Below are 20,954 nucleotides of genomic sequence, written 5' to 3'. Positions count from 1 at the left end.
TGATGCCACGTCGGATGTCAGGCGGATGGATCAATCCCTCGAATCCGCTCCCCGTCGTCGAGTCCAGTCCAGCGAGATGGTTGAGGCGACGAATCGTGGATTGCAATCCGAGGGGCGGCATGGCAATCGTCTTGTAAGGAGAGATAATCTCCGTCGAGTACACTTATTGCCGGCCTCGCATGTTACCCGTCTGCCTCGGGGAAGGGGTACCAAACCGGCTCGGTTTCCCTGAGGAGTCTTGGTATGGACCAGGCGAACTCAATCCCTGTTGATCCGACCTCGGGCTCGGAGCCGGATACGCCACCCGACCGGCAGGTCCAACCGGTCGATGCCGAACAGCCACCCGACCGGCAGGTCCAACCGGTCGATGCCGAACAGCCACCGCGCCTACCTTTCCTGGTCGTCGGCATCGGAGCCTCTGCCGGGGGAGTGGAGGCTGTGAGCGAGTTCCTCGACGCCATGCGCCCTGACTCGGGCATGGCGTTCGTTCTCGTCCAGCATCTACCACCGGACCATGAGAGTTTCATGGTTGAGATCCTCCATCGCCGGACCGCCATGGCGGTGCTCCAGATCGAGGATGGCATGGCCATCGAGCCGGATTGCTTTTACGTCATCCGCCCCGGACACCGTCTGACGATCCGCGAGGGTAAGCTCCACCTGGGACCCCCGCTCGGCACGCCGCAGGTCGCGAACCGGCCTGTCGACGATTTCTTCAAGAGCCTGGCCGAAGAGCAGCGCGAGCGTGCGATCTGCGTCATCATGAGCGGTATGGGCTCCAATGGCACCGCGGGCGCCCAGACCGTCAAGGCGGTCGGGGGTCTTTGCATCGCCCAGGAGCCCGAGTCGGCCCAGTTCCCGAGCATGCCGCAGCACCTGATCGACGCCGGCTGTGCGGATTACATTCTCCGTCCGGTCGATATCCCCGAAGTCCTCCGCAATTACGCCGCCCAGCCATACGCCCGGGGAGGGCACAAGGCCGACGTGGGCGAGGAGCTCCAGCGGACCTTGCAGCATATCCGCGAGATCCTGGCGATCCTCCGCACCCGGACTCGCCAGGATTTCTCGGGTTACAAGAAGCCGACGCTCCTGCGTCGCGTCCTGCGGCGGATGGGGCTGACTCGCACGACGACCATGGGCGAGTACACCAAATTGTTGCGGCAAAGTCCCGTCGAGGTGACGGCACTTGCCGATGACCTGCTCATCCACGTCACGGGGTTCTTCCGCGACCCCGATGCGTGGGAGACGCTGCGTCGCCTGGTGATCATCCCCCTGGTCGCCGCCCGCGAGCCGGGCGCGGCAGTCCGCGCCTGGGTGACGGCCTGCTCGAGCGGCGAGGAGGCCTACACGCTGGCCATGCTGCTGGTGGAAGAATCCGAGGCCGTCGACAAGCGGCTCGACATCAAGGTCTTTGCCACCGACCTGGCCCACCGAACGCTGGCGAATGCGCGGGCCGGCGTTTACCCGGGCGGGATCGAATCCGAGATCTCTCCGGGCCGACTCGAGAGGTTCTTCGACCGGAGCGATTCGATCTATCAGATCAAGCCATCGCTGCGGGATCGGGTGGTGTTCGCCCCGCAGAACGTACTCCAGGACCCGCCGTTCAGCCGCCTGGACATCGCCACGTGCCGAAATCTGCTGATCTACCTGGAGCCGGAGGTACAAAGGCGGGTGCTCGGATTGCTCCACTTCGGCCTGCGCGAAGGCGGGGCGCTATTCCTGGGCACCAGCGAGGCGGTCTCCGGGGTCGAGGATCAGTTCGAACCGGTGGACAAGAAGGCGCGGATCTTCCGCCGGGTGGGGCTGGCACGGCACGGCATGTCCGACTCGTCGCAGCCGCACGCCCTCGTCGCGGACGAGGGCCGACGCGCCGTTGGAGACCCATCGCCGCCGACAACCCGTCGGTGGGACGCGACACTGCCATCAGTGGTGCGACGTACCGAGCGAACCCTGCTCGATTCGCACACCCCGCCCGCCGTGACGGTGGACCGCGACGGCCACATCCAACATTACCACGGTGTCACGCATACGTTCCTGCGCCAGCCGCCTGGCCAGCCGACACACGAACTGCTGCTCATGGCTCGCGAGGGTCTGCGCGGGGCGATTCGGATCGCGCTCCGGCGGGCGATCACCGAGGGCGACAAGGCCACCGAGCTCGACGGTTGGGTCGACCTCAGGCCGGGCCGACGAATCCGGGTCGCGGTGACGGCCTCGCCGGCCGTCACGGCCCCCGACGACTCGACCAGTCCCTCCGACCTCTTCGTCGTGAGCTTCCAGGAACGCGGCGATTTCCCCACGGCGGCCCCGGTCGTCCTGGATGGCGGAGCGGGGCAGCCCGATGAGATGCGTCGGCTCCGTTTCGAGCTGCAGAGCACCATCGAAGAGTTGCAGACCAGCAACGAGGAATTGAAGGCGTCGAATGAAGAGGTGAGCAGCGTCAACGAGGAGATGCAGAGCGCCAATGAGGAGCTCGAGACCGGCAAGGAGGAGATGCAGTCTCTCAACGAGGAACTGACGACGGTTAACGCCCAGCTCCGCTCCAAGATGGAAGAGCACAAGACGTCCAGTAGTGACCTTGCGAGCCTGCTGGCCAGCACCGACATCGCCGTTCTCTTCCTCGACACCGAGTTTCGCATCCGGCGCTTCACCCCGGCGTTCCGGGGCCTCGTGGACCTGATTTCCAGCGACGTCGGGCGGCCGCTGTCGGCCCTGGCCCGCAGATTCGATGACCCACAGCTGGACGAAGACGCTCGCCGAGTGTTGGAGCGGCTCATACCGGCCGAGCGTGAGGTCGCCGGCGCCGATGGCCGCCATTACCTCCGCCGGGTTTTGCCGTATCGCACGACGGACAACCGGATCGATGGCGTCGTCGTCACACTCGTCGACATCACGGCCCGGAAGCGGGCCGAGGACGCTCTGAGTGCACGAGGAGCGTGGCTCAACGGCCAACGAGAGGCGACGGAGGTTGCCCTCGACGGCGCACTGCTGCAGACGTCGCTCGGCGTCCTGGTCCGCACCGCGGTCGACGCGTTGGGCGAAGGGACGCGAGCGGCCTTCTATCTTGCCAGTGCCGGCGGTGAGACGCTCGACCACGTGGTGGGCATGCCTACCGCCTATGTGGAGGCGGTCGACGGGCTCAAGATCGGGCCGGAGTCCCTGGCGAGAGGCCCGGCGATGCTCACCGGCCTGCCGGTCGTCACCGCCGACGTGACGAAGGACCCTCGCTGGGAGCCGTGGCGAGGGATGGCGGAACGCTTCGATTACCGCGGTTGCTGGAGCTTCCCGATCCACACCTCGGCGGGGAAGTTCGTCGGCACGTTCGCGATCTACTCGCAACGGCCACGCGAGGCGACCGATCATGACCTGGAGCTCGCGTCGCTCCTGACCCACACCGCCTCCATCATCATCTCCCGACACACGGAGGCGGAGGCACGCAAGCGGGCCGAGCAGGCCCTGCGAGAGAGCGGGTGGCGGCTGCGGCTGGCGAGCGCCGCGGCGAGGATGGGGATCTGGAACTGGGACGTGGCGACCGATGTTCATATCCGCGACGCTAACCTCAACGGTATGCTCGGCCTGGAGTCGGTCGAGACGAGGCTGCCGCTCGGGGAGTTCCTTAAGCCGTTCGTCCACCCGGAGGACCGGGAGGCGGTCGCGGCGGCCTTCGAGGCATCCGCCACGCAAGGCCTCGAACTGCACCTCGAGTTCCGCGTCGTCCGACCGGACGGGTCGGTCCGCTGGCTGCGAAACCAGGGGGATGGTTTCGGCGCGGCCGGTGAGGCGACGTCGGTCCTTGCCGGTGCCTGCGTCGACATCACCGACCTGAAAGAGGCGGAGGCGGCCGTACGGGCTGGCGAAGAGCGTCTGCGGCTGATCCTCGCCAGCGCCATCGACTATGCCATCATCACCCTCGCCACAGACCGCACGGTTACGAGCTGGAGTCCCGGGGCGGTGGCCATCTTCGGCTACGATGAGACGGAGGTCGTGGGAAGCTCCGCCGATATCCTCTTCACCCCAGAGGATCGCGAGGCCGGTGCGCCCGAGGCCGAAGTTCAGACGGCCTTACGCGAAGGGCGGGTCGGCGACGAGCGGTGGCACATCCGCAAGGACGGCACGCGGTTCTACGCCTCTGGCGTGCTTTCCCCACTCGGGGAAGGCGGCTTGCGCGGGTTCGTGAAGGTCACCAGAGACCTCACCGAGCGCAAGCGAATGGAAGACGACCTGAGGGGAGCACGCGACGGACTGGAGCGAAGGGTCGCCGAACGGACCTCCGAGCTGGCTTGGGCCAATGACGCGATGCAGGAGGCGATGGCCGCCAGGACCGAGTTGCTCCGTCGACTGGTCACGGCCCAGGAGGCCGAGCGACGGCGTCTTTCCCGCGAGCTGCACGACGGACTGGGCCAGGAACTGACCGCCCTGATCCTCGGCCTCAGGGCGCTGGAGAACGCCATCTCGGAGAACCACCCCGGACGGGAGAGATTGCTGGAGGTCGAGAGGATCGTCAACGGGATAAGCCGCGAGGCACACGACCTGGCCGTCGAGTTGCGGCCCACCGCGCTGGACGATATCGGGCTCGTGGCCGCGCTTTCCGCCTATGCGTCGCGGTGGTCGGAGCGGACGAAGGTCATCGCCGAGTTCCAGCCGATGGGCCTGGACGGCGTGCGCTTGCCACCGGAAATCGAGTCGACCGTCTATCGCGTCGTGCAAGAGGCATTGAACAACGTCGCCAAACACGCCGGGGCGCGACGAGTCACCATCCTGGCGGCCCGAGAGGGCGGCGAGTTGATCGTGATGGTCGAGGACGACGGCCGAGGTTTTGACCCCGCGCACGCCGACGGCTCCGGACATCGGAGCATCGGGCTGCTCGGGATGCGCGAGCGTCTGGGTTTGGTCGGCGGGACGCTCTTGATCGAATCGGGCGAAGGCGAAGGAACGTCGATCCGGGCCAGGATCCCATTGGATCGGCCATCCGAAGCGGCGATCCATGGAGACTGAGCGGTGCGTCCTCTCGGCCTTGAAAACCTGACGGATGCGCGAGAACGGTTTGGCGATCCTCTTCCTCGAAATTGACGACCACCCCGTCGCACGACACGAACGAACGGCGGGTTAGGTCGACTGTGATCTCTCGAGCTACTCGGCCGACTCGTTGCGTTCCGAGTGGCTCGCGTCCCAGAGCAGGACCACGCCGTCGGCGCTGGCGGAGACGAGGGAGTCGCCGCGAGGGCTGAAGGAAACGCCCCAGACGCGGTCGCTGTGCCCTCGGAGGGTCAGGACCTCGCGGCCGGTGCGGGCGTCCCAGAGCTTGACGTTGCCGTCCCAGCCGGAGGTGGCGAGGCGACGGCCGTCCGGGCTGAAGGCGACCCGTTCGAGGACGCCGGAGCTGTGCTTGATCGACAGGGCCTCGCGACCGCTGGGGATCTCCCAGACCTTGACCAGGCCGACGCCGTTCGAGTTGCTGGTCGAGGCGACTTGCCAGCCGTCCGGGCTGAACGAGACGCTGAGGATGGGGCCGATGTGCCCCTCGAACGACTGGAGCCTCCGACCGGCGGCGAAGTCCCAGACCTCGGCCCGGCCCGACGTCCCGCCCACGACGATCCACTGGCCATCGGGGCTGAAGGCCAGTCGGGTGATCCAGCCGGCCCCGGTCGGGAAGACTCGAGAGGACTTCCCGGTCGCGGCATCCCAGAGCCGGAGGGTCCCGTCCCAGCTCCCCGTCGCGATCCAGCGCCCGTCGGGGCTGAACGCCGCGCAGCGGACATTGTCGTTGTGCCCGCGGAGGGTGAGGAGCCGTTCGCCGCTCGCCACATCCCAGACGATCGCGGTCCGGTCGGCGCTGGCGGTGACCAATCGCGTCCCGCTCAGGTCGAACGCCGCGCTGTAGACGCGGGCGGAGTGCCCGAAGAGTGTCTTCCGGGATCGTCCGGTGGCGATGTCCCAGACCCGCACGGTCTCGTCGAAACTCGCCGTGGCGAGGCTCCTTCCGTCCGGACTGATGGTGGCATCCCAGACCTCGCCGGTGTGCCCGAGGAACGGAACCGGCCCCGCGGGCCGAGAGGCCTTGAGCAGCCACCACTCCCAGTCTCGCAGGTCGGGAGGGCAGTCTTCGAGGAGCTGTTCGGAGCGACTGACGCGACCCGCACGCTTCTCCGCGGCGGCCAGGGCGATCCGCTGGAAGTAGGAGGCCTGGCGTTCGCGCTGGAGGTCCTCGTTGCGGGCACCCAAAGCGACGGTCTGCTTCTGAAGCGCCGACTCGGTCCTTCGCTGCTGTTCGGCGAGTCGCTGGTTCGTTCGGGCGAGCTCTTCCTTGACGAGTCGCTCGCGGTCGAGGGCGGCCAACGTCTGCTGCTGCTGCCGGCTGATGAGCACGTTGGTGATCGCCAGGACGAGGATCAGCAGCACGGTCGACACGGCGCTGGCCATCGCCAGTCCCGCGGTGAGGGGGCGTCTCCGGGCCCATTTGATCCCGCGCTCGACGACCCCGATCGGGCGAGCGAGGATCGGCTCGCCGGCCCGGAATCGTCGCAGGTCCTCGGCGAGGACTTCCGCGCCGGGGTATCTCCGGGTGGGCTCCTTGTGGAGGCACCGCATCACGATCGTTTCGAGGTCGATCGGCAAACTCGGCTGGAGTCGCGAAGGGGGGGCGGGTTCGGCGAGCCGGACCTGGTCGAGCGTCTCGAGGACGCTCGCCGCGCGGAACGGGGGACGGCCGGTCAGCAGTTCATACAGGATGGCCCCCAGGGCATAGACGTCGGTCGTGGGCCCGACGCGATGGAGCCCGCCACCGGCCTGCTCGGGGGCCATATAACTTGGGGATCCGATGATCGAATCGGTCCGGGTCAGTCCTTCGTCGACCTCGAGGCACTTCGCGAGCCCGAAGTCGGTCAGCTTGGGCAGGCCGTCCGCGGTGAGGAGGACGTTGGCCGGCTTCAGGTCGCGGTGGATGATGCCTCGGGAGTGGGCGTGATGGACGGCGAGGGCCAGCGAGGCGATCAAGTGGGCGGCTTCGAACGGGGTCCAGGGGGTCCCGTCGAGCCGGTCCGCCAGGCTTCCGCCGTCGACGAATTCCATCTCGAGATAGGGACGGCCTTTGTGGTCGGCGATCCGGAAGATCTGGACGACCTGCGGATGCTGGAGTCGGGCGACGGCCTCGGCTTCCGCGAGGAATCGCGCGGAGGCTTCAGGACCGGCCAGGTCGCCGGCCAGGATCATCTTGAGCGCGACCAGGCGGTTGAGCCGCTCGGGCCTGGCCTTGAAGACCACGCCCATGCCCCCCCGGCCGAGCTCCTCAAGCACCATATACCCGGGGATGGCGGGCAGCGTCCTGGGGAGTCGGTCTTCGGTGGCGAGTTCGGGGTCGCGGGATTCGTCCGAGGCGTCGAAGGCCGCCGAGATCGCCTCGGCGCGGCCCGGGAAGCGCGAGAGGTATTCGTCGGATGTCGGGCACTCACCGGCTTTTCGGCGGTAGACCAGCTCGACGATCAGCAGCTCGCGGAGGAGGACCGAGTGGCGCGATGAGGTGGGGTCGCCGAGATAGTCCTCGAGGGCCGGGGCGTGGCCATCTCCCCAGGCGGTCTCGAACCGGTCGCAGGCCCGCTCCTGGCGCCGGATCGCGGAAGGGGTCGTGGAGGCCCGTGCAGATGCGGTCGGTTCGCTCACGGCGCTCCCTCCGCGGACCAGATCTGACGGATGGCGCGGAGCTTGCGCTCGACCGTCTGCTCGATGCAACCCATCCTCTCGGAGATCTCTTTGTTCGTATGGCCCTCCATCTTAATCAGCGCAACCTTCCGAAGGGAGTCATCTCCAAGCCTTTCGAGGAGTTTCCGGAACTCGTCGGCGACCTGCGCGGCGAATTCCGGAGTCGGTCCCGGGTCCAAGACGTCCCCCACCGACTCGCCTTCGAGCTCGGAGAGACACACCACGTTCCCCTCGCCCCGTGACTTCCGCCCCTCCCGGCGCATCAGGTCGATCGCCTTGCGCTCGGTGATGAGGACCAGGATCTGCCAGAGGTCGTCCCGGTCCGAGAGCCGGGCGAACTGGCCGAGCTCGGCCCGCCGGTAGAAGCTATCGAACGCGCTCAGCGCCACGTCCTCTTCGTCGGCCGCGCGCCGGGTCGTACCGCCGATCCGGGCTCGGGCGAGGCCGATCAGGCGACGCATGTAGGCGTCCCAAAGCTTCTCGGCCGCCGCACGTTCCCCACGCTTGAGCATGTCGATGCACAGGGTGATCGAACGCGACGAAGACGACATCTCAGGCGGCACTCCGAATCGATTCAAAACAAGTCGACGAGTTTGATTCTAGACTCTTCGACCCCGTGCGGCCAAGCGGCCTTGCCACTCCATCCCATCTTCCCTGCGTTTCGCCTCGAGAATTTTTTTCCGAAGGCGCGCTGGGTTTCTTCGCTCGTTGGCGAGTGTCCTTACAGGAAGGCGATGCCCTCTCCCCCCATGAATTCGACCCGCCAAGGCGCATAAGTCCTGCCTGAATCGTGCGTTCGCTCAAGGAATCGGAGTGTCCCTCGATGCGCCACGAAGCTTCCGGATGGGAATCGACCCAGGATGATCCGGCTGACGAGTCGTCAAACGTCACAGCCGTCCGTCGGTTTGCGTTGTGGAGGATTATCCCGCCCGAGCTCTGCGTCGTCGGCTTCCTGCTCGTGCTGCTGGCGGCGGGCATCTCCCTCTCGAGTATGAACGCATCGGGCGACGAATCCGGACGCGACCAGGCTCCCCTTCATACGTCCCGAATCGAGGGCCTGGCGTTCTCCGCCGATGGCCGGACGGCCGCCTCGGCCAGCCGCGACGGGACCGTGAGGGTCTGGGACGTCACCACGCGCCACCCCCGAAGTTTTCAGCTCAAAGGGGCTTGGGGATTTTCCTGCGTCGCCTTCTCGCCCGACGGGAAGGCCGTCGCGGCCGGCGGGTTGGATGGGCGGGTCTCGGTCTGGGATGCCTCCAACGGGGATGAGTTGGCCACCCTGACGGCCGGCGCCGGCGCGGTCCGGTCGGTGGCGTTTACCCCCGATGGTGGCACGATCGTCGCGGGCGGCGACGACTCGACCGTTCGACTCTGGGAACGCTCCTCGGGCCGAGAGTTGATGGTCCTGAGAGGGCACACCGAGACCGTCGACGCCCTGACCTTGTCGACCGACGGGAAGACACTCGTCTCGGCCGGGCACGACGGCCGGGTCATCTTGTGGGATGTGAAGAGCGGTCGACCCCGGGAGGAGTTTCCGGCGAAGGTCGGTCGCCTGTGGTCGGTGGCCTTCGCCCCCGACGGCCGTTCGCTCGCGGTCGGAGGGTCGGAAGGGATCGTGGTCCGGGCCCTCTCGTCGGGAAACGTCCGGCGCTGGTCGTGTCCCAAAGGGGTGGTGACCGTCGTTCACTACTTCCCCGATGGTGCGACCCTCGCCTCTTGCGGCCTGGACGGGTCCGTCGACCTCTGGGACATCGCCCGAGACCGCGTGCTCCCGCGATGTTCCCTGAGCGGTCAGACATGCCGGGTGAAGGCGATGGCGGTTTCACCCGACGGGACGACGATTGTCTCCGGTGGCGATGATGCCAAGCTCAGGATCTGGGAACTCGCCGGCCACTCGACCCTCGCGTCCCTCACGCCTGCCATCCGCTGAACGGGCGCCCCGAATGGAGAACGGGTCTCTTGAGCCGCGGACGGATCAAGAAATCGGGGAATTTGTCAACAAGTGGCAAAGATCAACACGAGTTGAAAATTTAAATAATGTAAATTATTTATTGGATTTCCGCTCTGCGTCCATCTGCCTCATCTGTTGATCGTTCTCTTTCCTTGCCTTATCCGTGTTTCATCCGTGGCTGATTGATTTCCGTCTTCCATCCTTGGCGGATTCCAACTCGCCGAGGGTGATCGGCGTTCGGGCGAACGGGGTCCTGGTGACGAACTCGAGGATCTCGGCCAGCCACACCAGGGTGATGTTCCACGAGACCCAGAGCCATTGGAGTTTCTGGAAGCGATCCCCCCGTCGGAGGATCCCCCAGATCTTGCCGGGTCTCAGGTGGAACGCGAGCTCGAGCCATTTGACCGCGAAGAAGAGCTGCCGGGGCGACATCGTCTCCTGCGCCAGGACCTGGTGGCGATAGTCCCACTTCTCCTGCTCGAGCTGCACGACCCTCCGATCGCGAACGTCCGCCCCGAAGGCCGTCCAGGCGTGCGGGGTCACATACATGGCATTCAGATAATCCCCGTCATAAAGCGCGAGCTGGCGACGGGCCGTGCGGAAGCTCGCCCGGGTCTCGCTCCCGAGGCCGACGATGTGGCCGATGATCGAAAAGATGTTGTTCTCCTTGAGCAGGCGGCAGGCCAGGTAGTCTTCGCGCACGCTCGACCCTTTCCGGACCTCGCGGAGGATCTCCTCGTCGGTCGACTCGATCCCCATCAGCACGTAAAGGATCCCGGCCTCGCGATAGAGGGGTAGGGCATCGCGATCCCGGACGATGTCCGTCGCGCGGATCGTGGCGAAGAGCTGGACGGGAAGCTTCCTGGCCGCGAGCTCTTCGAGGAAGGCCCGCCACTGGACTTTCAAAGTCGTGGGGTTCTCGTCGGCGAGCGTGATGAAGCGGACCCCGTGGGTACGGTAAAGCCACTCGACCTCGTCGACGAGCCTGATAGGGTCGCGATGCCGCCACTTGACCCAGAAGCCGTGCTGGCCGCAGTACGTACAGCGGTGGGGGCAGCCTCGGGAGAACTGGACGATCGCCGCACGCCCGAGGCCGAAGCAGCGATAGTCCTCCCAACGTTCGATCAACTCCCAACCGACACGCCAGGCGTCGAGGTCCGCGATCGGGGCTCGGCTCGCCGTGAGGATGACCTCGTCGCCTTCCCGATACGCAAGCCCCGCGACCCCTCGAAAACCGGGCCCGTTCGCCTCGCCTTCGAGGGATGCCAGCGTCCGAACGAGCTCAAGGGTCGTCGCCTCGCCTTCGCCACGCACGATCAGGTCGATCGCCGGTTCGCCCGCGAGGATCTGCTCGGCGTGATACGTGGGATAAACGCCGCCATACACGGTGACGACCTCGGGACAGCTCCGTTTAATTGCCCGCAACATGCGGACGGAGACCGGGTGAGCCGGCGTCGACCCTGCATGTCCGGTCATGACCACGTCAGGACGCTGGCGTCGGACCTCTCCGACGATGACCTCGATGCTCAATCGCCGGCGCTCTGCGTCGAGCAACGACACCCCATGCCCCGCGTCGATGAGCGGGCCGCCGACCATCAGGAGCCCGAGAGGGATCTGATGTCCCACCCCGAAATTCGAGGTGATCGTCTGATAGGGTGGGTTGACGAGCAAAACCTTCATCGAGACCACTCCTGCGAAGACGAAGCGCCGTTCGCGTCGGACCTCCCGACACGACCGGCCATGTCTAGAGAACCGGAGCGGTCGGGCGGTATTAACAAGCTCGCCGAATATCACGCGGGATGTGGAAAACCGAGAGAAGAATCACCACGAAGGCACAAAGACACAAAGGAAAAATTAAAAAGAAAACGTTTTGATTTTGAATTCACTTTGTGTCCTTTGGGCCTTTGTGGTGAATCCTCCCCGTCCACGACATGAGAAGGGCGAACCGATTTGCCGGTTGCGGTGTCGGAGACGCGGACAGAACCTAAGGTGGTCTGCCGCCGCTCGGAGCGGTCCGGGAGGATGTCACGAGGTTTGACTGGGGCTGTTGCCGTGCTGCTCACCCTTTCGACGGATCACCGGCCCGCGACGGACCTCGGATTCTTGCTGCACAAGCATCCGGCCCGGTTCCAGAGCGTCGACCTGAGTTTCGGCCGGGCGCATGTCTTCTACCCGGACGCGTCCGAGGAGCGATGCACGGCCTGCCTGCTGCTCGAGGTCGATCCCGTCGGCCTCGTCCGGGGCAAGGGAGAGGAGCGCGGGCTGCTTTCCCAGTACGTCAACGACCGGCCGTACGCGGCCTCGTCATTCCTGAGCGTGGCGATCTCCCAGGTGTATGGTTCGGCCCTGGCGGGTCGTTGCAAAGATCGGCCTGAGCTGGCGACCACAGCCATGCCCCTTACCGCTCGCCTCGACGTGCTTCCCGTCCGGGGGGGCGAACGGCTCCTTCGCGACCTCTTCGAACCCTTGGGCTATGAAGTCGAGGCCCGGCACCTCCCGCTCGACGACCGGTTTCCCGAGTGGGGCGAGAGCCCGTATGTCTCGTTGACCTTGAGGAAGGCCACGACCGTTTCCGAGCTCTTGACGCACCTCTACGTCCTCGTCCCGGTGTTCGACAACCGGAAGCACTACTTCGTCGGCGAAGACGAGCTGGAAAAACTCCTTTCGAAAGGCCAAGGTTGGTTGGCGGCGCACCCGGCGCGTGAGGAGATCGCCCGCCGCTACCTGAAATACCGACCGGGCCTCTACCGCCAGGCTCTCGATCGCCTCCAGGAGGACGAGGAGCCTATTGAACCGGAAGGGGAGGAGCGGCCTTCGGGCGGAGCCGAGGAGAGCCTGGAGCGAACCCTGAGCCTCCATGAGCAGAGGATCGGCGCGGTCATGGCCGTGCTCAGGGGCATCGGCGCGAGGCGGGTCCTGGATCTCGGCTGCGGCGAAGGCAAGCTGATCCGCGAATTGATCAAGGATAAGACCTTCGAGGAGATCGTCGGCCTGGAGGTTTCCCTCCGATCGCTCGAGGTGGCCCAGGATCGGCTCAAGCTCGACCGTCTGCCGCCGAGCCAGTCCGAACGCGTCCGCCTCCTCCACGGGTCGCTGACCTATCGCGACCGAAGACTCGAAGGCTTCGACGCGGCCGCCGTGGTCGAGGTCGTCGAGCACCTCGACCCCTCCCGACTCTCCGCGTTCGAACGAGTCCTCTTCGAGTTCGCCCGCCCTCGTACGGTGGTCCTCACGACGCCGAACCGCGAGTATAACGTGACCTGGGAGGCCGTCGGGCCCGACCGACTGAGGCACCCCGACCATCGCTTCGAGTGGACCCGCGAGGAGTTCCAAGGTTGGGCCGACCGCGTCGCGGCCCAGCATGGCTATTCGGCCCGGATCCTCCCGATCGGGCCGGAGGACCGTCGGCTCGGGGCACCGACGCAGATGGGCGTTTTCACGCGAACAGAATCAACGACCCCATCATCGGTCTGAAAGCAGCCACGGTTGGGAGGCGGAGAATTCTTGGCCACGAATGAAACACGGATAGTCAATAAAATTAAAAGCATGTTAATGTTGTGTATTAAAATTTAAATTTGTAATGTTCATAAATTTATTTTTATTTTGCCTTTGGTCCACTGATTTATCCGTGTTCCATCGGTGTTCCATCCGTGTTTCATCCGTGGCTAAGAATCTTTCGTCTCCCCGTGGCAGACTATCGCGTCGGGACCGCTCCTGCGTTGGATTGAAGACCCATGCTCATCAAGATCCCGAAGCTCAGCCTCGTCGTCCTGGTCGGCCCGAGCGGCTCGGGCAAGAGTACGTTCGCTCGGAGGCATTTCAAGTCGACCGAGATCCTCTCGTCCGACGTCTGCCGAGGGATGGTCGGTGACGACGAGAACGACCAGAACGTCACCAAGGAGGCGTTCGAGGTCTTGCGTTTCATCGCCTCGAAACGGTTGGCTCTCGGCCGCCTGACCGTCATCGACGCGACGAACGTCCAGCCGGAGGCCCGCAGGCCGTTTGTGGAGCTCGCGCGACAGTACCATTGCCTTCCGGTCGCCGTGGTGCTCGACATGCCCGAGCGGGTCTGCTCGGATCGTAACGAGGCACGTCCTGACCGGAACTTCGGCCCGCACGTCGTCCGGAACCAGAAGTCCCAGTTGCGTCGGTCGATCCGAGGGCTCTGGAAGGAAGGCTTTCGGTACGTCTATAAGCTCGAGTCGCCGGAGGAGGTCGAGGCGGCGACCGTCGAGCGGATGCCGCTCTGGAACGACCGGCGGACCGAGCACGGCCCGTTCGACATCATCGGCGACATTCACGGTTGCTGCGACGAGCTCGAGGGCTTGCTCGGGCAACTCGGGTACGAGCCCGTCGCCTTCGCGCCGGGCGGGCCAGCCCTGGGGGCCGGCCCGGTCTACACGCACCCGGTAGGGCGGAAGGCAATCTTCCTCGGCGACCTGGTGGATCGGGGGCCTCGGGTCCTCGACACCGTGCGCCTGGTTTACAACATGGTCGGCGCCGGCTCGGCCCTTTGCGTCCCCGGCAACCACGACATGAAGCTGCTCAAGGCCCTCCGGGGGAAGAAGGTCCAGGTCACGCACGGGTTGGCCGACTCCCTCCGGGAGATCGACGCTCTTCCGAGCGAGTTGCGGGACGAATTCAGCAAGGCCTTGGCCGAGTTCCTCGATGGCCTGGTGAGCCACTACGTCCTCGACGACGGCAAGCTCGTCGTGGCCCATGCCGGGTTGAAGGAGGAGATGCAGGGCAGGGGGTCGGGCAAGGTGCGCGACTTCGCCCTCTACGGCGAGACGACCGGCGAGACCGACGAGTTCGGGCTGCCGATCCGACACGACTGGGCGAGGGAATATCGAGGCTCGGCCATGGTCGTTTACGGACACACGCCGGTGCCGACGCCCGATTGGCTCAACCGGACGGTGAACGTCGACACCGGTTGCGTCTTCGGCGGGTCGCTCACCGCCCTGCGCTACCCGGAGCGGACGTTCGTCTCGGTCCCGGCCGCGCGGACGTACTGCGAGCCGGCCCGCCCGTTCCTGCCCGAGCCCGCTCAGGCGCCGGATCTTTCGGCCCAGCAGGCCTACGACCGTGTGCTCGACGCGGAGGACGTCCTCGGCAAGCGGTTCATCGCGACCCGGCTGCGAGGGAGCGTCACCATCCGCGAAGAGAACGCGGCCGCGGCGCTCGAGGTGATGAGCCGGTTCGCCGCCGACCCGAGGTGGCTCATCTACCTCCCCCCCACGATGTCCCCCAGCGAGACCAGCGACGAGCCCGGACTGCTCGAACACCCGGCCGAGGCGTTTGCCTACTACCGGGGCCAGGGTGCCCCGAAGGTCGTCTGCGAAGAGAAGCACATGGGCTCGAGGGCTGTCGTGATCGTCTGTCGCGACGAAGCCGTCGCGCGTCGGCGGTTCGGCGTCGACGACTCCGAGCTCGGCGCCGTCGTCACCCGGACCGGCCGCCGGTTCTTCAATGACCCCGTCCTGGAGCGTTCCTTCCTCGACCGGCTTCGAGAGGCCTTCGGCCACGCCGGTCTCTGGGAACGCCTCGAGACCGACTGGGCCTGCCTCGACTGCGAGCTGATGCCCTGGTCGGCCAAGGCCCAGGAGCTCCTCAAGTCGCAATATGCGGCCGTCGGCGCCTCGGGGATGGCGTCTCTTGCCTCCGCCGGGGCCGCCCTGGCCCTCGACTCCGAGAGGCTCGAAGGACCCGAGGCGCGAATCCTGGCCGAGGTCCGGGAGCGGTTCGGCCGGAAGGAAGAGGGCATCGAGCGGTTCGTCGCGGCCTATCGAAGGTACTGCTGGCCCGTGAACTCTCTGGCCGACCTGAAGCTCGCCCCCTTCCACCTGCTGGCGACCGAGGGGCACGTCCACGCCGACAAGGACCACACCTGGCACATGGAAACGCTGGCCGGTCTCTGCGCGGCCGACCCGGAGTTGCTGCGGGCGACTCCCTCTCGTATCGTCGACGTCACCGACCCCGAAAGCCAGGCCGAAGGAATCGCCTGGTGGCAGGATCTGGTCGACCGGGGCGGCGAGGGGATGGTCGTGAAACCCCTGGGCTTCGTCCACCGAGGTAGCCGAGGCCTCGCACAACCCGCGTTGAAGTGCCGAGGGCCCGAATACCTCCGGCTCATCTACGGGCCCGACTACACGGCCGTCGAAAACCTCGGCCGCCTCCGTTCCCGAGGGCTTGGCCGCAAGCGTTCACTGGCCCTCGCCGAATTCGCCCTCGGCATCGAGTCCCTCGAACGCTTCGTCCGACGCGAGCCCCTCCGCAGGGCCCACGAATGCGTCTTCGGCGTCCTCGCCCTCGAGAGCGAACCCGTCGACCCGAGGCTGTGACGTGTCTTCGTTGGCTGGGTGAGTGAATCGGTCTTTAGCCACGGATGGAATACGGATGAAATACGAAGATTGACAATCAACAGATGGCGCAGATTGACACGGATAAATCAAAATTGAATAGATTGAAAATTGTTAAATTAATTATAATTTTCAATCCGCGATCATCTGCGTCGTCCGTTGATCGATATTTTCCCCATCCGTGTTTCATCCGTGTTCAATCCGTGGCTAAAAATCAGTCGACCCGATGAGGCTCCCCTCGGATGACCGCGAGCCGCAACCGTCTCTGGACTTCGCCCCAGGTTGGGCTCGAGGCGTGGGAGTCAACCTGGGCCGGCCACGTGCAGCCTCGGCACTCGCATGACGACTACCAGATCAGCCTCACGCGGTCGGGTCTCGGCTCTTTCGTGAGCGTTGGCGTGAGGTCGCCGTGCGAGGTCGGGCAGATCGTCGTGATCGGGCCCGGCGAGGTCCACGAAGTGATCCCGTCCGTGGCTTCGGAGTGGCGGTTCGACACGCTGTATCTCTCCGAGGCGGCCGTCCGGTCGATCGACGTCGAGACGAGGATTCCGCGATGGGGGCGGATGCTTCCGAGGTCTCCAGGGGCGTCGTCGGCCTTTCTGAGATTGCATCGGGCGGTCGTGGAGGGGGCTCCGGAGCTCGAGCAGGAGGAACATATCCTCGGCCTGCTGGACGGCCTCGGGGGCGAGCCATTCGCCGAACTGGGGGCGGCGGCCATCTCGAGCCCGGGTGAGGCTGTGTTGACGCGAGTCCGGGAGTTCCTCGACGAGTGCCCGGTCGGCACGCTCGGCCTTTCCGATCTCGCGGCCCTGGCGGACCTGAGCCCGTCGCACCTCTCTCGGGCTTTCCGGCGGGCCTTCGGGCTGCCTCCCCATGCGTACCTGGTCCAGGCCAGGATCCATCGGGCTCGCGCCTGGCTCAAGCAAGGGCGGCCGATCGTCGAGGTCGCGGCCCGGCTCGGTTTCGCCGACCAGGCCCACCTGACCCGCCACTTCAAGCGGCTCGTTGGGGTGACGCCCGGCTCGTATCGGGCGAAGGGCAGGAACGTTCAAGACCCCTCGGGGGCCGGTCCCTAGACTTGGCTCGAGGACCGGCGAGGGACGCGGCGTTGAGGCCGGCGTCCCGAGGCCGCCCGACTCGACTCGAGCAAGCCATTGAGGACGACCATGAATCCCGAAGACCATCGACGCCTGATCCTGGACCAGTTCACCCGCCAGGCGGCCCCCTTCCGCGATTTCCCGGCCCACTCCACCGAGGACTCGGTCGACCTCGTGCTCAAGACGACCGAGGTCGGCCCGTCCGATATCGTACTCGACGTCGCGTGCGGGCCAGGCCTGATGGCCTGTGCCCTGGCCGGGGTGGCCCGACACGTTACGGGCATCGACATCACCCCCGCGATGATCGAGCAGGCCGAGGACCTGAGGCGCTCAAAGGGCCTCGCCAACCTCTCCTGGGATGTCGGCGACGTCGCGACGCTCCCGTATCCCGACGCGAGCTTCTCCCTCGTCTTCACCCGCTACTCGTACCACCACATCCTCGACACGACGCCCGTCTTCGCCGAGATGGTCCGCGTGTGCCGGCCGGGGGGTCGGGTCGCGCTCGTGGACGTCTACTCGACGAGCCCCGAGCAGGCCGAGGCCTATGACCGCGTCGAGACACTCCGCGACCCCTCCCATGTGAGGGCCCTCGGCCTCGACGAGCTCGAGTCTCTGTTCCAGGCCGCGGGTCTTCGGGATGTCCGGAGCGAGCGCTACGGGCTCGATGTCGGCCTCGAGCCTTTGCTCTCCGCCTCGTTCTCGGATCCGGGTGACCTCGACACGATCCGCCAGACCTTCGCCGACGACATCGGCCGAGACCGCCTCGGCGTCGGGGCCTATCGTGCCGAGGACGGGCTCCGGTTCGCGTTTCCCACGGTGATCCTCGTCGGCCGAAAGCCTCGCTGACGGCTCTGACCAAGGGGGAGGTATTCACCACAAAGGCACAAAGATACAAAGGGGACAAGAAGGGAAGAATGAAAAATTCTTTCGGTATTTTATTTGTGCCTTTGTGGTGAATACCTCTCCGTGTGAGCAGGGCTCACGTTCTTGGCGGAACGACTTGATGCCGGTCCGTCTTGGGTCAATGATTGGGCAAGCTCTGCGGAATGAATTCGGTGGACTCGTGCCAGTGCCGTCCCCGGACGTGGGAGGAAGGTCGATGCTTGCCTGCCTGATCCTCGCAGCAGCCCTGACGTCGGCCGGCCCTGTTGCGGAGGAGGTCGATCCTTCCTCTTCGAAAGAGGCTGTCCTCAAGGAGTACGAGTCGGTCAGGTCGACGGCGGGGCGGGACGCCGACGCGCAGGTCGACCTGGCCCTCTGGTGCGAGCGGCACGGGCTCTCAACCGAGCGGATCAAGCACCTGGCGCTCGCCATCATCCGCGACCCGAAGAACGCGAAGGCGCGGGCCCTGATGGGGATGGTCGCCTTCGGCGGACGTTGGGAGCGGCCCGAGGACGTGGGCAAGACGCTTAGCAAGGACACCGAGTTGGTCGGGCTCCTGGCCGAATATCACGCCCGTCGCGCCAGGACGCCCGTGACCGCCGACGGGCATTGGAAGCTCGCCCTCTGGTGCGAGGAACGGGGATTAGAGTCCGAAGCATGCGCCCACCTGACGGCCGTGGTCCGGCTGGACCCGCGTCGCGAGGCGGCCTGGAAACGACTCGGGTATCGTCGAGAGAAAGGCCGGTGGGTGACCGAGGCGAACCTCGCCGCCTCGAAGTTGAGGCCGAGGCCCAGAAGCGGGCGGATCAAAAATGGCGCCCCTTGCTGGTGACCTACCGCGCCCGCCTCGAACGGCCCAGGCCTCATCCAGGCGCGGTCGAGGCCCTCGCCGATGTCACCGACCCCCGCGCCGTGCCGATGATCTATCAACTCTTCGCCGGCGGGACGACGCGACGGCAACTCGTCGCCGTGCAACTCCTCGGCCAGGTCGACTCGGCGTCGGCTTCTCGACTCCTGGCGATCATGGCGGTCACCCGACCTTCGGCCGACGTTCGCAGGACGGCCATCGAGACGCTCAAACGGCGAGACCCTCGCGAGTTCGCCGAACTCCTCATCGCCCTCCTGCGCGACCCGATCAAGTATCAGTCCCGCCCCGTGCCCGGTCCCGGCTCGCCGGGCGAACTCACCGTCCAGGGTGACCGCGTCGACGTCCAGCGTCGGTATTCCCCGCTCGACGCCCCGGACTTTACCCCCAGCCCCGACGATTATTTCACCCTCGACGCCTCCGGATTGCCGGTCCTCAACCATGTGCTCGACACCCGCACGTTGATGATCGACACCCAAGTCGGGATCTTTACAAGCTCCCCAGCGATCAGCAATCATCAAAATCTGATCGATCTTCGAAATCAACTCGCCCAAAGCCCTCTGGGAGAGGAAGGCCGGCACCTCGGCCAGTTCCTGGTTGATCATCCGTCAACGTACCCGGCCTTTCCGGTGATGCCTGGGGGCCGCACTCCCCTCGAGGCGGAGCTGAACTATGAGATTGCCCTGTCCCAACGGGGGCTGCTCGGTTCCCCCCTCGACCCGATTCGCTATTTCGCGATTACGTACGACGATGCCCTCCAGGTCCCGGTCGGCCGGATGGCTGCCGAGGCCGAGACTTCGGCCGTCGTCGCCCAAAAACAATTGCAGGCCGATGTCGACTCGATAGATCGCACCAACGCCGATATCGCCAAACGCAACGCCCCCGTGCTCGCGGCCCTGGAGGGGGGGACGGGTCAGGCGTTCGGAGCGGACCGGAAGGCCTGGTCGAAGTGGATCGCCGACGCCAAGGGCTATGCGTTCCTCTCGAGCCAGAAGGAACGACCGACGATCGTCGAGGAGGTCCCCCTGGAATACACGCCGTCGCCCGTCACGATCGAGGTGACTCAAAACCTCGTGGGATTCCAGGCGATCAGTTGCTTCGGCGCCGGCACGGAAGTCCACACGATCACCGGCCGACGCCCGATCGAGTCTCTCAAGGTGGGGGACCGCGTGCTGACCCGGGACGTGGCCACGGGGGCCCTGTCGTACCGCCCGATCCTGACCGTCTTCCACAACCCGCCGAGCCTTACCTTGAAGGTCGAGTTGGGGGACGAGACGATCGTGACGACCCCCTGGCACCGCTTCTGGCAGGCCGGCAAGGGGTGGGTCGCCGCCCGCGACCTCAAGCCCGGCGACGCCATCCGCACCCTGGATCAACCCTCGCGCGTCGTCGCCGTCCGCGAAGGAACCGTGATGCCGGTCTTCAACCTCGAGGTCGAGGGCGACCGCGACTTCCTCGTCGGTCGCCAGGGTGCCCTGGTCCACGACAACACCGTCGCCAACGATGTCGCGTCTCCCTTCGACAGAGAATCCACCACGGCTGCGGTCAATGGATTACCGACGAGAATTGCCGGAAGACTTTGAAACGAGCGGCCTTGGTCGGGCCATTCGAAACGGCGGCATGTGATCTCGGCCATACACGGCTTGATGTTTATACAGATGTCGACATTTGTATGCGTTCAGGGCATGCTCGTCCCATCTTGATGCATCAGCGAGATCACCCCTCGACCGGGCGAGTTCAGCGTAACGCTGATTTTGGTCCCCTCGTATGATCCATGCTCGGGCGTTTGCCTGATAACGCAGAAATCGACCTCGCCGCCAATTCATCCTTATGCCATCGATCAAGGTCGAGAAGAATACCCGCAGGAGAAGCCGCGTTTGCCGCCAGATTTGTCCACCCATGTTTATTCGTCCTCGGCTCGTTGCCTTTCCCGCTGAGCGGTCGCGGGGCGTTTTGACAATTCGGCGCAGGCAGCTTGCATCAGCCTACGTTCCGCACATCCGGCATTCAATTTCTCCGAATTTCCGGCGGTCGCCACGTCAGCGGTTATAAGCCGCCGTCATTCGCAACAGGCTCAGGAGCCTGCGCTGCAGCGGACTCAGTTCCGTCGT

The 20,954-nt window shown here is 65.6% G+C and carries 11 protein-coding genes; 8 read left to right on the top strand and 3 right to left on the bottom strand.

The window, feature by feature from the left end; all coding sequences use genetic code 11:
- The first annotated feature begins 243 nt into the window (after positions 1-243).
- A complete protein-coding gene (locus ACYOEI_RS24910) occupies positions 244-4,989 on the top strand; it encodes a chemotaxis protein CheB (protein ID WP_462852337.1) in 4,746 nt (1,581 codons plus the stop codon).
- A gap of 135 nt (positions 4,990-5,124) precedes the next feature.
- Here ACYOEI_RS24910 and ACYOEI_RS24905 read toward each other — a convergent pair whose 3' ends face one another.
- Together ACYOEI_RS24905 and ACYOEI_RS24900 are read right to left on the bottom strand one after the other, a co-directional pair.
- Positions 5,125-7,650, bottom strand: coding sequence for a WD40 repeat domain-containing serine/threonine protein kinase (locus tag ACYOEI_RS24905; RefSeq protein WP_462852336.1), 2,526 nt, complete (start codon positions 7,648-7,650; stop codon positions 5,125-5,127).
- The gene (locus ACYOEI_RS24900; RefSeq protein WP_462852335.1) at positions 7,647-8,240 is read right to left on the bottom strand and encodes an ECF-type sigma factor; all 594 of its coding nucleotides are present in this window, start codon (positions 8,238-8,240) and stop codon (positions 7,647-7,649) included. The genes ACYOEI_RS24905 and ACYOEI_RS24900 overlap by 4 nt, the downstream gene beginning before the upstream one ends.
- Before the next feature lie 272 nt (positions 8,241-8,512).
- Here ACYOEI_RS24900 and ACYOEI_RS24895 point away from each other — a divergent pair, with 272 nt between their 5' ends.
- Entirely contained in the window at positions 8,513-9,619 is a 1,107-nt protein-coding gene (locus ACYOEI_RS24895; RefSeq protein ID WP_462852334.1) for a WD40 repeat domain-containing protein, read from the top strand.
- 189 nt (positions 9,620-9,808) lie between these two features.
- Here ACYOEI_RS24895 and ACYOEI_RS24890 read toward each other — a convergent pair whose 3' ends face one another.
- Positions 9,809-11,320, bottom strand: coding sequence for a radical SAM protein (locus ACYOEI_RS24890; protein WP_462852333.1), 1,512 nt, complete (start codon positions 11,318-11,320; stop codon positions 9,809-9,811).
- A gap of 372 nt (positions 11,321-11,692) precedes the next feature.
- On the opposite strand from ACYOEI_RS24890, the gene ACYOEI_RS24885 reads away from it, so the two are divergent.
- The 6 genes from ACYOEI_RS24885 to ACYOEI_RS24860 all read left to right on the top strand — a co-directional run bounded on the left by ACYOEI_RS24885 (position 11,693) and on the right by ACYOEI_RS24860 (position 20,426).
- Positions 11,693-13,114, top strand: coding sequence for a 3' terminal RNA ribose 2'-O-methyltransferase Hen1 (locus tag ACYOEI_RS24885; RefSeq protein WP_462852489.1), 1,422 nt, complete (start codon positions 11,693-11,695; stop codon positions 13,112-13,114).
- Positions 13,115-13,374: 260 nt separating this feature from the next.
- Positions 13,375-15,981, top strand: a complete 2,607-nt coding sequence (locus ACYOEI_RS24880; RefSeq protein ID WP_462852332.1) for a polynucleotide kinase-phosphatase — start codon at positions 13,375-13,377, stop codon at positions 15,979-15,981.
- 260 nt (positions 15,982-16,241) lie between these two features.
- Complete coding sequence (locus ACYOEI_RS24875) at positions 16,242-17,075, top strand: helix-turn-helix domain-containing protein (RefSeq protein ID WP_462852331.1); 834 nt, start codon at positions 16,242-16,244, stop codon at positions 17,073-17,075.
- A gap of 90 nt (positions 17,076-17,165) precedes the next feature.
- The gene (locus tag ACYOEI_RS24870; RefSeq protein WP_462852330.1) at positions 17,166-17,942 is read left to right on the top strand and encodes a class I SAM-dependent methyltransferase; all 777 of its coding nucleotides are present in this window, start codon (positions 17,166-17,168) and stop codon (positions 17,940-17,942) included.
- Positions 17,943-18,195: 253 nt separating this feature from the next.
- Positions 18,196-18,810, top strand: a complete 615-nt coding sequence (locus ACYOEI_RS24865) for a hypothetical protein (protein WP_462852329.1) — start codon at positions 18,196-18,198, stop codon at positions 18,808-18,810.
- Positions 18,723-20,426: a polymorphic toxin-type HINT domain-containing protein gene (locus tag ACYOEI_RS24860; protein WP_462852328.1), complete on the top strand. Its 1,704-nt coding sequence runs from the start codon at positions 18,723-18,725 to the stop codon at positions 20,424-20,426. Before ACYOEI_RS24865 ends, ACYOEI_RS24860 begins: the two co-directional genes overlap by 88 nt.
- Positions 20,427-20,954: the final 528 nt, after the last annotated feature.

The sequence above is a fragment of the Singulisphaera rosea genome (assembly GCF_054877945.1).
Note: the sequence above shows the minus strand (reverse complement) of the source record. Positions and strands in the feature narration are given on the sequence as shown.

What these genes read in the sequence shown, in the direction of transcription:
- ACYOEI_RS24865 (WP_462852329.1), top strand. Translation starts at nt 18,196, where the DNA reads ATGCTTGCCTGCCTGATCCTCGCAGCAGCCCTGACGTCGGCCGGCCCT.
- ACYOEI_RS24890 (WP_462852333.1), bottom strand. Translation starts at nt 11,320, where the DNA reads ATGAAGGTTTTGCTCGTCAACCCACCCTATCAGACGATCACCTCGAAT.
- ACYOEI_RS24900 (WP_462852335.1), bottom strand. Translation starts at nt 8,240, where the DNA reads ATGTCGTCTTCGTCGCGTTCGATCACCCTGTGCATCGACATGCTCAAG.
- ACYOEI_RS24870 (WP_462852330.1), top strand. Translation starts at nt 17,166, where the DNA reads ATGAATCCCGAAGACCATCGACGCCTGATCCTGGACCAGTTCACCCGC.
- ACYOEI_RS24880 (WP_462852332.1), top strand. Translation starts at nt 13,375, where the DNA reads ATGCTCATCAAGATCCCGAAGCTCAGCCTCGTCGTCCTGGTCGGCCCG.
- ACYOEI_RS24875 (WP_462852331.1), top strand. Translation starts at nt 16,242, where the DNA reads ATGACCGCGAGCCGCAACCGTCTCTGGACTTCGCCCCAGGTTGGGCTC.
- ACYOEI_RS24910 (WP_462852337.1), top strand. Translation starts at nt 244, where the DNA reads ATGGACCAGGCGAACTCAATCCCTGTTGATCCGACCTCGGGCTCGGAG.
- ACYOEI_RS24895 (WP_462852334.1), top strand. Translation starts at nt 8,513, where the DNA reads ATGCGCCACGAAGCTTCCGGATGGGAATCGACCCAGGATGATCCGGCT.